This window comes from Pseudomonas sp. Marseille-Q5299, assembly GCF_943737035.1.
Taxonomy (GTDB): domain Bacteria; phylum Pseudomonadota; class Gammaproteobacteria; order Pseudomonadales; family Pseudomonadaceae; genus Aquipseudomonas; species Aquipseudomonas putida_E.
Genome location: NZ_CALSFR010000006.1, coordinates 54,737 through 68,636, shown reverse-complemented (window position 1 = coordinate 68,636; position 13,900 = coordinate 54,737). Strand labels below are relative to the sequence as shown.

Genomic DNA, 13,900 nt, shown 5'->3' with positions numbered 1-13,900 from the left:
AACCTTTAGATCGTGCCTAAACTCCAAGCTGCGCGGGTGGGTGAAAAGCTTTCCCGACCTGGCAACCGAGTTGCCAGCAACCCTGACCCTTGGTTAAGACAAATAGAGAACAAATGCTATGAAACGGATTCTTCTGGGTACTCTGTTCACCGTAGTCTCACTCAATGCCATGGCCGAAGCGCCAGGCGGCCCGAACTGCGGCTGGGGCAACATGCTGTTCGAAGGCCAGCGCGGCACGCCGGCTCACTTCCTGGCATCCACCACCAACGGTACGTCCGGTAACGCCACCTTCGGCATGACCTCCGGCACCAACGGCTGCTCCACCAAGGCCTCGCTGACCTATGGCGGCAAGTCCTGGTTCGCCATGAATGGCATGATGAACGAACTGTCCGAAGACATGGCCATGGGCCAGGGCGAAGCACTCACCACCTACGCGGTGGTACTGGGTGTGGCGCCGGAAGACCGCGGCTACTTCAACTCGGTCACCCACCAGCACTTCAACCAGATCTTCAGCAGCGCTGACGTGAATGCCGAAACTGTCCACAGCAACACCCTGGCCGTTCTGAAGAACGACCCACGCCTGGCCAAGTACGCTACCGAGGCCTAAGCGCAGCTGCTCCCGCCCCGCTCGGGGCGGGTTTTCGCCTTTTTATCGGCATCGTTAAGAAGTAGTTGCCCGACATGCTCAAACGCCTCGCTTACCTGGCGCTGTGTGCCTGCGCCCCTGTTCATGCCGCGCCTGCGCTGGATGAAGGCCGTCTCCAGCAACTGGCCAATACCCCCTACTGGATTGCCCTGGGCCATTACGAAACCGCCAAGCTCGGCGGCTGGCGCAGCTATGTAGACGACCGCAAATTCTTCCTCGCCGAGGACGGTGCGCACCACCCGGACCAGGAACTGCGGGCTACGGTGCAAGCGCTGTATGCCCCGGCCAGCCTGGGCGACAAGCATGCCCAATGCGTGTTCCCCGCACGCACCCGCTGGCTGACGGAGCAACTGGGCCTGCAAGGTTTGCCGCAGCCGGACTGCCAGGAGTTCAAGGCCTGGTACAAATCGGTCGACCCGCACAGCGCGGCACTGATCTTCCCGGCGGCCTACCTGAACAGCCCGTCATCGATGTTCGGCCATACCCTGCTGCGCATCGACCAGTCCAACACGCGCAGCGACGACACCACGCTGCTGAGTTACGCCATCAACTTCGGCGCCTATATCGAAGGCAGCGACAACAGCATCCTGTACGCCTGGAAGGGCCTGATGGGCGGCTATCCCGGGCTGTTCGCCCTGATGCCCTACCAGGAAAAACTCTCGGAATACCGCAGCCTGGAAAACCGCGACCTGTGGGAGTACCAGCTAGACCTCACCCCGGAAGAAACCGGGCGCATGGTCGAGCATGTGTGGGAACTCAAGCAAGTCCAGTTCGATTATTTCTTCTTCGACGAAAACTGCTCCTACCGCCTGCTGGAACTGCTGCAGGTGGCGCGGCCGAGCCTGGACCTGACCTCGCAGTTCCCGCTGACCGCGATCCCCACCGACACGGTCAAGGCCGTGAAACAGTCGGGCATGGTCGCCAGCGAGACCTACCGGCCCTCGCGTGAACGGGAGTTGTTGGCTCGGGCCGAACCGCTGGACCTCGATGAGAAGCGCCAGGTGCTGGCCGTCAGTGCCGACACTGCGCAGTTGCAGAGCCCGGCATTCACCGCCCTGCCCCGCGAGCGCCAGGCCTTGGTGCAGGATGCCGCCTACCGCCTGGAACGTTACCGAGCCAACGGCCAGGAGCGCGACCCCGGCCAGGCACGGCGCAGCTTCGAGCTGTTGCGGGCGATCAACCGCAACCCGCCACCGCCCCTGCAAATTGAACGCCCCGGCCTGCCCGAGGACGGGCACGACTCACGCACCTGGCAGCTAGGCGTCGGCACCCGGGAAGACCGCGCCTATGCCGAATACGGGCTGCGCATGGCGTATCACGACCTGAACGACAATGCCTACGGCTTCCCGCTCGGCGCGCAGATCGAGATCCTGCAGCTCAAAGTGCGCCAGTACGAAGGCAACGACTGGCAAGTGCAACGCCTGGACTTGGCCACCATTCGCTCGCTGACCCCTCGCAACGAACTGCTCAAGCCTTGGTCGTGGCAGGTCGCCGGTGGCCTGGAGCGGGTGCCGGGCAAGCATGACGACGAAGTGCTGGTGAGCCATGTCAACGGCGGTGCCGGCGGCACCTGGCAGTTGGCCGATGGGCTGCTGGGCTTTGCCTTGGGCACGGTGCGGGTCGAGCACCATAACGACTTCGCCCAGTTCATCGCCCCGGCGGCGGGGTTCAATGGCGGGCTGCTGTGGCGCAACGGGCTGGGCAACATGACACTGGAAGCCAAAGGCGATTACTTCACCAATGGCGAAGTGCGGCGCAGTGTGAGCCTGAACCAGCAGTGGGAGATCAGCCAGAACCTGGGGCTGAGGCTGAGTGCCTCACGGGAGTTCAGCCACCTGGCTACTGCCCAGAATGAGGTGATGCTGGAGCTGAAGTGGTATCACTACTGACGCGCCCTGCTCTTCGTAGGAGGGGCCTTGTGTCGCGAAAGGGGCGCGCAGCGGCCCCAAGGCCTATGGCGTGGCAAGTAATGCCGGGGCCGCTGCGCAGCCCTTTCGCGACACAAGGCCGCTCCTACGACGGCCGCATCAAGGCCGGCGAGTGTGAACCCACCGGCTCTTTCACGCTGTTTTGAGCAAAAGGAGGTCCCTATGAGCCGCGCATTCGTCAACGAGGACCAAGCCGCCGCCCAGGCCGACCAGCCGGTGGAGCGGCACGTCAGCGACCAGCCCAACTACGTCACCACCAATGGCCTGCGCCAGCTGCAGCAGCGCGTGGCCGAACTCAATGCCTTGCGTGCCGAGCTGCAGGCCCTGGGCGAACAGGGCGACAAGCAACGCCTGGCCGATGCCGAGCGTGACTTGCGTTATTTCAGCGCCAGGGTGCAGAGCGCGCAGGTGGTGCCAGCTGCCACCTCGACCAGCAAGGTGCAGATTGGCAGCCGGGTGCGGTTTGCCGATGAGCAGGGGCAGGAACAGACCGTGCAACTGGTTGGGGAGGATGAAGCCGATGCCAGCCGGGGGCTGATCAATTGGGGGTCGCCATTGGGGCGGGCATTGCTGGGCGCAGGGCCTGGGGATGAAGTGATTTGGCGGCGGCCGGCGGGGGACCAGGTGATCGAGGTGATGGATATCGTGGGTGAGGCCTGAAACAAAGGGGCCGCTGCGCGGCCCCAATCTTTCGAATCAGACCACGCCCTGGGCCAGCATGGCGTCCGCGACTTTGACGAAGCCGGCGATATTGGCGCCTTTCACGTAGTTGATCTTGCCATCGGCCTCTTCACCGTAGTGCACGCAAGCATGGTGGATCGACTGCATGATGTGGTGCAGCTTGCTGTCCACTTCACCGGCGGTCCACAGCAGGCGCATGGCGTTCTGTGACATCTCCAGGCCCGAAACGGCCACGCCGCCGGCGTTGGATGCCTTGCCCGGTGCGTACAGGATGCCAGCCTCCAGGAAGATATCCACAGCCTCCAGCGTGGTCGGCATGTTGGCGCCTTCCGCTACGCAGATGCAGCCGTTGCGCAGCAGGGTGCGGGCGTCTTCGCTGCCCAGTTCGTTCTGGGTGGCACACGGCAGGGCGATGTCGCACGGCAGGCTCCATGGCGTCTGCCCCTTGCGGAACTCCAGGCCGAACTGATCGGCCAGTTCGCTGATGCGGCCACGCTTGACGTTCTTCAGCGCCATCACGGCGTCCCACTGGGCGTCGGTCAGGCCGGCTTCGGCGTACAGAGTGCCTTCGGAGTCGGACAGCGAGATCACCTTGCCGCCCAGGTCCATGACCTTGCGTGCAGCATACTGGGCAACGTTGCCGGAACCGGAAATTGCTACGCGACGACCGTCGATGCGCAGGCCCTGACGCTTGAGCATTTCTTCGGCGAAGTACACACAGCCGTAGCCGGTGGCTTCAGGGCGGATCAGGCTGCCGCCGTAGGTCATGCCCTTGCCGGTCAGCACCGACGTGAACTGGTTGGCCAGGCGCTTGTATTGGCCGAACATGAAGCCGATCTCGCGGGCGCCCACCCCGATATCACCGGCAGGCACGTCCAGGTCGGCGCCGATGTGGCGGTACAGCTCGCTCATGAAGGCCTGGCAGAAGCGCATCACTTCGGCGTCGCTCTTGCCCTTGGGGTCGAAGTCCGAGCCGCCCTTGCCGCCGCCCATGGGCAACGAGGTGAGGGAGTTCTTGAATACCTGCTCGAAGGCCAGGAACTTGAGCACACCCAGGTTTACCGAGGGGTGGAAACGCAGGCCGCCCTTGTAGGGGCCGATGGCGCTGCTCATCTGGATGCGGTAGCCGCGGTTGACCCGAACCTTGCCCTGGTCATCGACCCACGACACGCGGAACAGCACCGCGCGCTCGGGTTCGACCATGCGCTCGAGGATGCCGGCCTGCAGGTAGTGTGGGTTGGCTTCAAGGAACGGCCAAAGGCTGCGCAGCACTTCTTCCACCGCCTGGTGGAATTCGGGCTGGGCCGGGTCGCGCTGCTTCAGGCGCTCGAGGAAATGGTCGACAGATTCGATCATGGGTAGACATCTCACCAAGAGGGATTGGACTTATTGGTTTTTTCTGGAATGTACCAAGAAGCAATCGCACTGGAACAGGGCGGAATGTCGTTTTTATGAAATTATTTGGTGCGTTTTATATAAGTGTATACAAAACAAGGTGCCTTCCGATGGCCGATCAGCCCGCCTGGGGGGACAGGCCACTTCATGCCAGGCACAAAAATGGGGCCCCTGAGGGCCCCATTCTTGTGCATCGGAAACCGGCTTACTGGGCCAGCTTCTTGTGCCGTACCCGGTGCGGCTGGGCAGCGGCGTCGCCCAGGCGCTTCTTGCGGTCGGCTTCGTACTCGGTGTAGTTACCTTCGAAGAACACCACGTTCGAGTCGTCTTCGTACGCCAGGATGTGGGTAGCCACACGGTCCAGGAACCAACGGTCGTGGGAAATCACGATCGCGGCGCCCGGGAAGTCCAGCAGGGCTTCCTCCAGCGAACGCAGGGTTTCGACGTCCAGGTCGTTGGACGGTTCGTCGAGCAGCAGCACGTTGCCGCCCTCTTTCAGGGTCAGGGCCAGGTGCAGACGGCCACGTTCACCACCGGAGAGGTCCTTGACGAACTTCTGCTGGTCGCCGCCCTTGAAGTTGAACCGGCCAACGTAGGTGCGCGACGGGATCTCGTAGTTGCCGATGCGGATCATGTCGGAGCCATCGGAGATCTGCTGGAACACGGTCTTGGCACCGTCCAGGTCCTCGCGGCTCTGGTCCACACAGGCCAGTTGCACGGTTTCGCCGATCTCGATGCTGCCCGAGTCCGGCTGTTCCTTGCCCATCAGCATGCGGAACAGGGTCGACTTACCGGCACCGTTACCACCGATCACGCCGACGATGGCACCTTTAGGCATGGCGAACGACAGGTTGTCGATCAGCACCCGGTCGCCATAGCCTTTGGAGACGTTCTTGAACTCGATGACCTTGTCGCCCAGGCGCGGGCCAGCCGGGATGTAGATCTCGTTGGTTTCGCTGCGCTTCTGGAATTCCTGCGACTGCATCTCTTCAAAGCGCTGCAGACGGGCCTTGGATTTGGACTGGCGGGCCTTGGCGCCTTTGCGCACCCACTCCAGTTCCTCTTTCATGGCCTTCTCGTGGGCGCTCTGCTGCTTGGATTCCTGCGCCAGACGGTCCGACTTGGCCTCCAGCCAGCCCGAGTAGTTGCCTTCGTATGGGATGCCGGCGCCGCGGTCCAGCTCAAGGATCCAGCCTGCGACGTTATCGAGGAAGTAACGGTCGTGGGTAATCGCTACCACGGTGCCCGGGAAGTCGTGCAGGAAGCGCTCCAGCCAGGCCACCGAGTCGGCGTCCAGGTGGTTGGTGGGTTCGTCGAGCAGCAGCATGTCGGGTGCCGACAGCAGCAGACGGCACAGGGCCACACGGCGCTTCTCACCACCGGACAGGTGTTCGATGCGGGCATCCCAGGCCGGCAGGCGCAGGGCGTCGGCGGCGACGTCGAGCTGGCGCTCGAGGTTGTGGCCGTCGGCAGCCTGCAGGATGGATTCGAGCTTGGCCTGCTCGGCGGCCAGCTTGTCGAAGTCGGCGTCGGGTTCGGCGTAGGCAGCGTAGACCTCGTCCAGGCGGGCCTGGGCGTCCTTGATCACGCTGACCGCTTCTTCGACCACTTCGCGTACGGTCTTGCTCGGGTCCAGCTGCGGCTCCTGGGGCAGGTAGCCGACGTTGATGTCGGGCATCGGACGGGCTTCGCCGTCGAATTCCTTGTCGACGCCCGCCATGATCCGCAGCAGGGTCGATTTACCCGCGCCGTTCAGGCCGAGTACGCCGATCTTGGCGCCCGGGAAGAACGACAGGGAAATGTTCTTGAGAATTTCCCGCTTCGGCGGCACGACCTTGCTCAGCCGATGCATGGTGTAGACGTATTGAGCCAAAACCAAGCCCTCTAATCAGATAGGTAAAGACATCGACGATCGCCCCGGCCAGGTGGCCAGGCGGATGTGTTTACGGGGTGTCATTGAACAAAGTCGACCATTCTACGCCAACGCGCCGCGTTGCACAGGGTGGTCGGATGGTGGGGTCAACAGGGCCGCTGTGCGGCCCATTGGCGGCGGTGAGGCCGGTGCTGGCCCCACACAGATCAGACGTGACGCTGCTTTGCCTTGCCCCGCGGCAACCGGCAACGGTCGCCCTGCCCGGCCAGGCGCGCGGCCCAGGCAGATTTCACGCTGAAACCACCCTGGCGGGCAGGCTGCTCGGCAGCCTTGGCCGGCTTGGCGGCAGGTTTGTTCACGGCCTTGCTGGCCGGTTTCACTGCAGCCTCAGCCCCAGCTTCGACCGGGGCTACTGCCGCCTTGGCGGTCTTGCGCAGCTCGGCCAGCGACGGCGCCTTGGCTTTCGAGGCCGAGGCCTCAGGTTTGACCAGCGAACGCTGGCACGACTTGCAGGATACATCCTCGGTCACGGCAGTGCTGACAAGGGTCTGACTGCTGCGCCCACAGGCGGAATCGAGGCCATTGGTGGAAAAGTGAGTAACCAAAACCGAACATCTCCGATGCGTTGTCATTGAAGCGGGCGGCATTCTCGCACAGCAAGCAAGGCATTGCCGAACGGGCAGGTTTCATCGCGACCATCGGCACCCGATAGCAGGGCTGGCACTTTGCCATAATGACAGGCATGCTAGCCCGTTTCGGGTATACGGCCTTATAGTGCGCAACCGCGGTGCGGTCGCCCAGGCACCGGCATACACCGTGCATATCAATCCCTGCCGTCGCCAGCCCAATAGCAGGACCAAGGTTTGACCAATCTCAATCATCCGTCCTCGCCGCGCACTGTCACGCCGGCCCCAGCCGCTCCGGTGCGCGGCTCGGTCAAAGGTGCGCTGGCCCTGCTGGCTTTGCTGCTGCTGGGTTTGCTGCTTTGGCAACTGTTCTCGCAGTTCCGCCACACCCAGGCCGAGCAGCGCCAGCAGCACCTGGACGCAAGCGTCGAACTGGCAGACCACTTGGGCCTGAACATGGCGCTCAAGGCCCAGCAGGCGCTGAATGTGGTGCAGCCGTATGTCAAAGCGCCTTCGCCTGCCGCCTTGCCCAGCCTGCTCGACACGCTGCGCGAGCGCCTGCCAAACCTGCGCGACCTGGCCTGGCTGGACCACAGTGGGCGGCTACAGAGCGACAGCCTGGCCGGCAGCCCCGACCGCCCGCTGATTGACGAGCTGTTCGGCTTGAACCAGGGCCGGCCTTACTTCTTCGCCAACTCGGCGGACAACCGCACCGTCTACCTGCTGTTGCGCCAGGCCACCGAGCAGGGTCGCGGCTACTGGCTGCTGCGCCTGTCCAACGATTTTTACCGCACCCTGACCCAGCACCTGGACGGCCCCGGGCACCCCCTGTGGCTGCTGGAGAACAGCCGCAGCGGCGAGGTGCTGGAACGCCACGCCCCAGCGCAGACCAGCGACCAGCCGCTGCAAAGCGTGATGCTGGTCTTCATCGACAACAGTGTCTGGCAGCTGCGGGGCCTGTTCGATGCCGGCCTTGCCCAGCAGAAACTGTTGCCGGCACTGCTGGGCAAGTGCCTGCTGGCGCTGTTCTGTGCGCTGCTGCCGGTACTGGCGCTGATCAACATGCGCCGCCGCCAGCGCGCCCTGCAGGAGGACCGCCGGCGCTACCAGGAAATCTTCGAGGGCACCGGCGTAGCCCTGTGCGTGCTCGACCTCTCCAGCCTGCCCGGCCAGCTTGACCGCTACCACCTGCGCAACCTCGCCGCGCTCAAGCAGAGCCTGGCACTCGACTCCAGCCTGCGCCGCTCGCTGCTGCTGGAACTGAAGATCACCGAAATCAACCAAGTGGCGCGCCAGCTGCTCAACGTCGACTGCCACGCAGGGGCCTGGCAACGGCTGATCGACGGCAGCGGCGACGGCCGTGACAGCGTCGGCATGCAACTGATCGATGCGCTGATCGAGCAGCGCCCGCTGCTGGAACTGGAAGTGCGCCTGCCCGCCCCCCTGGGCGGTGAGCTGCACCTGTGGCTGATGGCGCGGCTGCCGGAACAGCGCCGCGACTACCAGGCGGTGATCCTGAGCATCAGCGACATCACCAGCCGCAAGCAGGTGGAGCTGTCGCTGCTGGAGCGCGAAAGCTTCTGGTCGGACGTGGTGCGTACCGTGCCCGACCAGTTGTACGTGCAGGACGTGCTCAGCCAGCGGATGATCTTCAGCAACCGCCACCTCGGCCAGACCCTGGGCTACGACCGCACCGAGCTTGCGCAGATGGGCGACCGCTTCTGGGAGCTGCTGCTGCACCCCGAGGATGCGGCGCACTACCAGGCCCTGCGCCAGCAGCAACGCGCCAACGGCCACGGCCAGTCACTGCATTGCCAGCTGCGCTTCCGCCACCGCGACGGCGGCTGGCGCTGCTACGACATCCGTGAGCAAGTGCTGACCCGCGACAGCGATGGCCAGGTTACCCGCATCATCGGTGTGGGCAAGGACGTCACCGTGCAAATCGAGGCCAGCCAGTCGCTACGCGACAGCGAGCAGCGCTACCGCATGCTCGCCGAAAGCATCAGCGACGTGATCTTCTCCACCGACAGCAAGCTGCAGCTCAACTACGTCAGCCCCTCGGTGCAGGCAGTGCTGGGCTACAACACCGACTGGATCTTCGAAAACGGCTGGCAGTCGATTGTCGCCAACCCGTCCCAGCTCACCGGCATCTACAGCCTGATGGAACGGGTCAGCAAGGCCATGGGCGACCGGGAACAGCTGGCACAACTGCGCCAGCACCTGCCCAACCAGCTGTTTTTGTTCGACTGCCTGCGCGCCGATGGCCGCAAGATCCCTATCGAGCTGCGCCTGGTGCTGGTGTGGGACGACCGCGAGCGCTTCGAGGGTGTGCTGGGCGTGGGCCGCGACATCAGCCAGCAACGCCGTGCGGAAAAAGACCTGCGCATGGCCGCCACGGTCTTCGAACACTCAACCTCGGCCATCCTCATCACCGACCCGGCCGGCTACATCGTGCAGGCCAACGAAGCGTTCAGCCGGGTCAGCGGGTATTCGGTCAGCGATGTGCTCGACCAGCTGCCAAGCATGCTGACTGTGGACGACCAGCAGGAGGGCCACCTGCGCTACGTACTCAAACAGCTGCACCTGCGCGGCAGCTGGGAAGGCGAAGTGTGGCTCAAGCGCCGCAGTGGCGAGCACTACCCAGCCTGGGTCGGTATAACCGCGGTGCTCGATGACGAGGGCGACCTGGCCAGCTACGTGTGTTTCTTCACGGACATCAGTGAGCGCAAGGCCAGCGAACAGCGCATTCATCGCCTGGCCTATTACGATGCCCTGACCCACCTGCCCAACCGCACGCTGTTCCAGGACCGCCTGCACACCGCCCTGCAACAAGCTGAGCGGCAGAAGTCGTGGGTGGTACTGATGTTCCTCGACCTGGACCGTTTCAAGCCGATCAACGACTCCCTGGGCCACGCCGCGGGCGATCGCATGCTCAAGGACATGGCCCTGCGCCTGCTGGCCTGTGTCGACGATGACGACACCGTGGCGCGCATGGGCGGTGATGAGTTCACCCTGCTGCTGCAATCGCGCGCCACCCGCGAAATGGCGCTCAACCGCGCCATCCATGTGGCCGAGAACATCCTCGCCAGCCTGGTGCGGCCATTCGTGCTCGAAGGCCGCGAGTTCTTCGTTACCGCCAGTATCGGCATCGCCCTCAGCCCGCAGGACGGCGGCGAACTGAGCCAACTGATGAAGAACGCCGACACCGCCATGTACCACGCCAAGGAGCGCGGCAAGAACAACTTCCAGTTCTACCAGGCCGAGATGAACGCCAGCGCCCTGGAGCGCCTGGAGCTGGAAAGCGACCTGCGCCATGCCCTGGAGCAGAACGAATTCATCCTCTACTACCAGCCGCAGTTCAGCGGCGACGGCAAGCGCCTGACCGGTGCCGAGGCGCTGCTGCGCTGGCGCCACCCCACGCGCGGCCTGGTGCCGCCGGGCGACTTCATCCCGGTGATCGAGGAGTTGGGGCTGGTGGTGGATGTCGGCGACTGGGTGCTGCGCGAGGCCAGCCGCCAGCTCAAGGCCTGGCACAAGGCCAAGGTGCGCGTGCCGAAGGTGTCAGTGAACATCTCGGCCCGGCAGTTCTCCGACGGCCAGCTGGGCAAGCGCATCGCTACCGTGCTCGAAGAAACCGGCCTGCCGCCTGCGTGCCTGGAGCTGGAGCTGACCGAAAGCATCCTGATGCGCGATGTGAACGAAGCGATGCAGATACTCGACAGCCTGAAGGTGCTGGGCCTGAGCATTGCGGTGGACGACTTCGGCACCGGCTACTCGTCGCTCAACTACCTCAAGCAGTTCCCCATCGACGTGCTGAAGATCGACCGCACCTTCGTCGACGGCCTGCCCGAGGGCGAGCAGGACGCGCAGATTGCCCGGGCGATCATCGCCATGGCGCACAGCCTGAACCTGGCGGTGATCGCCGAGGGCGTCGAAACCCACGAGCAGCTGGAGTTCCTGCGTGAGCATGGCTGTGATGAGGTGCAAGGCTACCTGTTCGGGCGGCCGATGCCGGCCAGCCAGTTCGAGGCGCAGTTCAGCAACGAGACGCTGTTCATGTTCCAGTGATCCGGTGCCCGCTGGCGCGGCCCTGGCCTGCTGAAAGCGGACTTCAAAGTCAACTCCCGCCCCCATCCAGCCCAGGCAGGGCGCGGGATGCAACATGAAAGCCATTGGTCCGCGACTTGATGCCACTTCATATGCCAGGCGCGAATCAATCGGTTAGAATGCCCCCCCAATTCAGCCCGATCCTTGAGGACCGTTATGTTCAGCCGTGATTTGACCATTGCCAAGTACGACGCCGAGCTCTTCGAAGCCATGCAGCAAGAAGCTCTGCGCCAGGAAGAGCATATCGAGCTGATCGCTTCGGAAAACTACACCAGCCCAGCCGTCATGGAAGCCCAGGGTTCGGTCCTGACCAACAAGTACGCCGAAGGCTACCCGGGCAAGCGTTACTACGGTGGTTGCGAGTACGTCGACGTGGTCGAGCAACTGGCCATCGACCGCGCCAAGGAGCTGTTCGGCGCCGACTACGCCAACGTTCAGCCGCACGCCGGCTCCCAGGCCAACGCCGCTGTCTACCTGGCCCTGCTGTCGGCCGGTGACACCATCCTGGGCATGAGCCTGGCCCACGGTGGCCACCTGACCCACGGTGCTTCGGTAAGCTCCTCGGGCAAGCTGTACAACGCCATCCAGTACGGCATCGATGCCAACGGCCTGATCGACTACGACGAAGTCGAGCGCCTGGCCGTCGAGCACAAGCCGAAAATGATCGTTGCCGGCTTCTCGGCCTACTCGCAGGTCCTGGACTTCCCGCGCTTCCGCGCCATCGCCGACAAAGTAGGTGCCTACCTGTTCGTCGACATGGCCCACGTTGCCGGCCTGGTTGCCGCTGGCGTGTACCCGAACCCGGTGCCGTTCGCCGACGTGGTCACCACCACCACCCACAAGACCCTGCGCGGCCCGCGTGGCGGCCTGATCCTGGCCCGTGCCAACGCCGACATCGAGAAGAAGCTGAACTCCGCCGTCTTCCCGGGCGCCCAGGGCGGCCCGCTGGAGCACGTCATCGCGGCCAAGGCCATCTGCTTCAAGGAAGCCCTGCAGCCTGAGTTCAAGGCTTACCAGCAGCAGGTGGTGAAGAACGCCCAGGCCATGGCCAGCGTGTTCATCGAGCGTGGTTTCGACGTCGTTTCCGGCGGCACCCAGAACCACCTGTTCCTGCTGTCGCTGATCAAGCAGGAAATCTCCGGTAAGGATGCTGACGCCGCCCTGGGCAAAGCCTTCATCACCGTCAACAAGAACTCGGTACCTAACGACCCACGTTCGCCGTTCGTGACCTCGGGCCTGCGTTTCGGCACCCCGGCCGTCACCACCCGCGGCTTCAAAGAAGCCGAGTGTAAAGAACTGGCCGGCTGGATCTGCGACATCCTCGCCGACCTGAACAACGACGCCGTCATCGACGCCGTACGTGAAAAGGTCAAGGCCATCTGCAAGAAGCTGCCGGTGTACGGCAACTGATTGGCGATAGCCTGATGTGAAAAGCCCGGCCCTTGTGCCGGGCTTTTTCATGCCTGCGGGCAAGCCTTGCCATTGCAAGCCGCAACAAGCGGGCGACCACAATTGCGGCGCAGCGTATTACCCTGTGCACCCTCACGCCCACCGCGAACGCCAGGACGCCGCCTTGACCAGAGAGCAACTCGAAACCCATCAGATTGCGTTGTATTTCGCCGCCGTGCTCGCCGCCGCGGCCTTCGGCCTGCTGGCCACCGACGCCGCGCGCCACCTGGAAGCACTGGTCACCCCGGCAATCGCCGTGCTGATGTACGCGATGTTCCTGCAAATCCCCTTCCTCGACCTGCGCCAAGGCCTGGGCAACCGCCGCTTCATGGCCGCGCTGCTGCTGGCCAACTTCATCTTCGTCCCGTTACTGGTGTGGGCCGCCACCCGAGGCTTGGTCGAGCACCCGGCCATCCTCATCGGCGCCCTGCTGGTGCTGCTGACGCCCTGCATCGACTACGTGGTGGTGTTCACCCACATCGGCAAAGGCGACTCGCGCCTCACCCTCGCCGCCACCCCCGTGCTGTTGCTGGTGCAACTGGTGCTGTTGCCGGTGTACCTGGCGGTGATGCTGGGTGACAGCAGCGAAGTGGCGATTTCCATCACGCCATTCGTGGAGGCGTTCGTGCTGCTGATTGTGCTGCCGCTGATCCTGGCGGTGCTCACCTCGGCCGGAGCACGCCGGTCACGTAGCGTTTCTGTGTGGAATCAGGCCTGGGCGTGGATGCCGGTGCCGGCGATGGCACTGGTGCTCGTGGCAGTGATCGGCTCGCAGATTGCCGTGGTAGTGCGCGATTTCGACCGCCTGCTGCCGGTGATCCCGGTGTACATCGGCTTCATGCTGCTGGCGCCGGTGCTCGGGTTTGCCTCGGCGCGGCTGTTCCAGTTGCCGGTGGAAGAAGTACGCTCGGCGACCTTCAGCGCCGCGACACGCAACTCCCTGGTGGTGTTGCCCCTGGCGCTGGCGCTGCCGGAGGACATACGTGGGCTGGCGGCCGCGGCGGTGATCACCCAGACGATGGTGGAGTTGGTCAGTGAGTTGATTTACGTGCGAGTGGTACCAGCACTAATTCGAGCCTGATACCCGCCCCCCCCTGTAGGAGCGGCCTTGTGTCGCGAAAGGGCTGCAAAGCAGCCCCAAAATCCCACAGGCAAATTACTGAACTGCTAACCGCCCTGGTTAACGGTTCAGTAA

General features: G+C 63.9%; 8 protein-coding genes and 1 pseudogene. 6 read left to right on the top strand and 3 right to left on the bottom strand.

Features of this window, described 5'->3' with window-relative positions; all coding sequences use genetic code 11:
- Positions 1–118: 118 nt before the first annotated feature.
- The 3 genes from NGJ21_RS17600 to NGJ21_RS17590 all read left to right on the top strand — a co-directional run bounded on the left by NGJ21_RS17600 (position 119) and on the right by NGJ21_RS17590 (position 3,234).
- Positions 119–607 carry a DUF3015 domain-containing protein gene (locus NGJ21_RS17600; RefSeq protein WP_012316307.1) on the top strand — a complete coding sequence of 163 codons (489 nt, stop codon included), beginning with the start codon at positions 119–121 and terminating at the stop codon, positions 605–607.
- Between the two features lie 74 nt (positions 608–681).
- A complete protein-coding gene (locus NGJ21_RS17595) occupies positions 682–2,535 on the top strand; it encodes an Lnb N-terminal periplasmic domain-containing protein (protein WP_046784596.1) in 1,854 nt (617 codons plus the stop codon).
- Positions 2,536–2,736: 201 nt separating this feature from the next.
- Positions 2,737–3,234, top strand: a complete 498-nt coding sequence (locus NGJ21_RS17590; RefSeq protein WP_046784597.1) for a GreA/GreB family elongation factor — start codon at positions 2,737–2,739, stop codon at positions 3,232–3,234.
- A 36-nt stretch (positions 3,235–3,270) separates the two neighbouring features.
- On the opposite strand, the gene gdhA is transcribed toward NGJ21_RS17590, so the two are convergent.
- From gdhA to NGJ21_RS17575, 3 genes are all read right to left on the bottom strand, one after another.
- Positions 3,271–4,611, bottom strand: a complete 1,341-nt coding sequence (gene gdhA / locus NGJ21_RS17585) for an NADP-specific glutamate dehydrogenase (RefSeq protein ID WP_251962451.1) — start codon at positions 4,609–4,611, stop codon at positions 3,271–3,273.
- 244 nt (positions 4,612–4,855) lie between these two features.
- Positions 4,856–6,523 carry an energy-dependent translational throttle protein EttA gene (gene ettA / locus NGJ21_RS17580; RefSeq protein WP_012316311.1) on the bottom strand — a complete coding sequence of 556 codons (1,668 nt, stop codon included), beginning with the start codon at positions 6,521–6,523 and terminating at the stop codon, positions 4,856–4,858.
- Between the two features lie 206 nt (positions 6,524–6,729).
- A complete protein-coding gene (locus NGJ21_RS17575; RefSeq protein WP_046784618.1) occupies positions 6,730–7,128 on the bottom strand; it encodes a hypothetical protein in 399 nt (132 codons plus the stop codon).
- A 1,104-nt stretch (positions 7,129–8,232) separates the two neighbouring features.
- Here NGJ21_RS17575 and NGJ21_RS17570 point away from each other — a divergent pair.
- The 3 genes and pseudogenes from NGJ21_RS17570 to NGJ21_RS17560 form a co-directional block, all read left to right on the top strand.
- Positions 8,233–11,217: pseudogene (locus NGJ21_RS17570) on the top strand (sensor domain-containing protein); the annotation flags it as partial.
- Between the two features lie 195 nt (positions 11,218–11,412).
- Positions 11,413–12,666 carry a serine hydroxymethyltransferase gene (gene glyA / locus NGJ21_RS17565; RefSeq protein ID WP_012316314.1) on the top strand — a complete coding sequence of 418 codons (1,254 nt, stop codon included), beginning with the start codon at positions 11,413–11,415 and terminating at the stop codon, positions 12,664–12,666.
- A 163-nt stretch (positions 12,667–12,829) separates the two neighbouring features.
- Positions 12,830–13,786 (top strand): arsenic resistance protein, encoded by a 957-nt coding sequence (locus NGJ21_RS17560; RefSeq protein ID WP_251962450.1) that lies wholly within the window; start codon positions 12,830–12,832, stop codon positions 13,784–13,786.
- The last annotated feature ends 114 nt before the right edge of the window (positions 13,787–13,900 follow it).

What these genes read in the sequence shown, in the direction of transcription:
- NGJ21_RS17600 (WP_012316307.1), top strand. Translation starts at nt 119, where the DNA reads ATGAAACGGATTCTTCTGGGTACTCTGTTCACCGTAGTCTCACTCAAT.
- NGJ21_RS17595 (WP_046784596.1), top strand. Translation starts at nt 682, where the DNA reads ATGCTCAAACGCCTCGCTTACCTGGCGCTGTGTGCCTGCGCCCCTGTT.
- NGJ21_RS17590 (WP_046784597.1), top strand. Translation starts at nt 2,737, where the DNA reads ATGAGCCGCGCATTCGTCAACGAGGACCAAGCCGCCGCCCAGGCCGAC.
- gdhA (WP_251962451.1), bottom strand. Translation starts at nt 4,611, where the DNA reads ATGATCGAATCTGTCGACCATTTCCTCGAGCGCCTGAAGCAGCGCGAC.
- glyA (WP_012316314.1), top strand. Translation starts at nt 11,413, where the DNA reads ATGTTCAGCCGTGATTTGACCATTGCCAAGTACGACGCCGAGCTCTTC.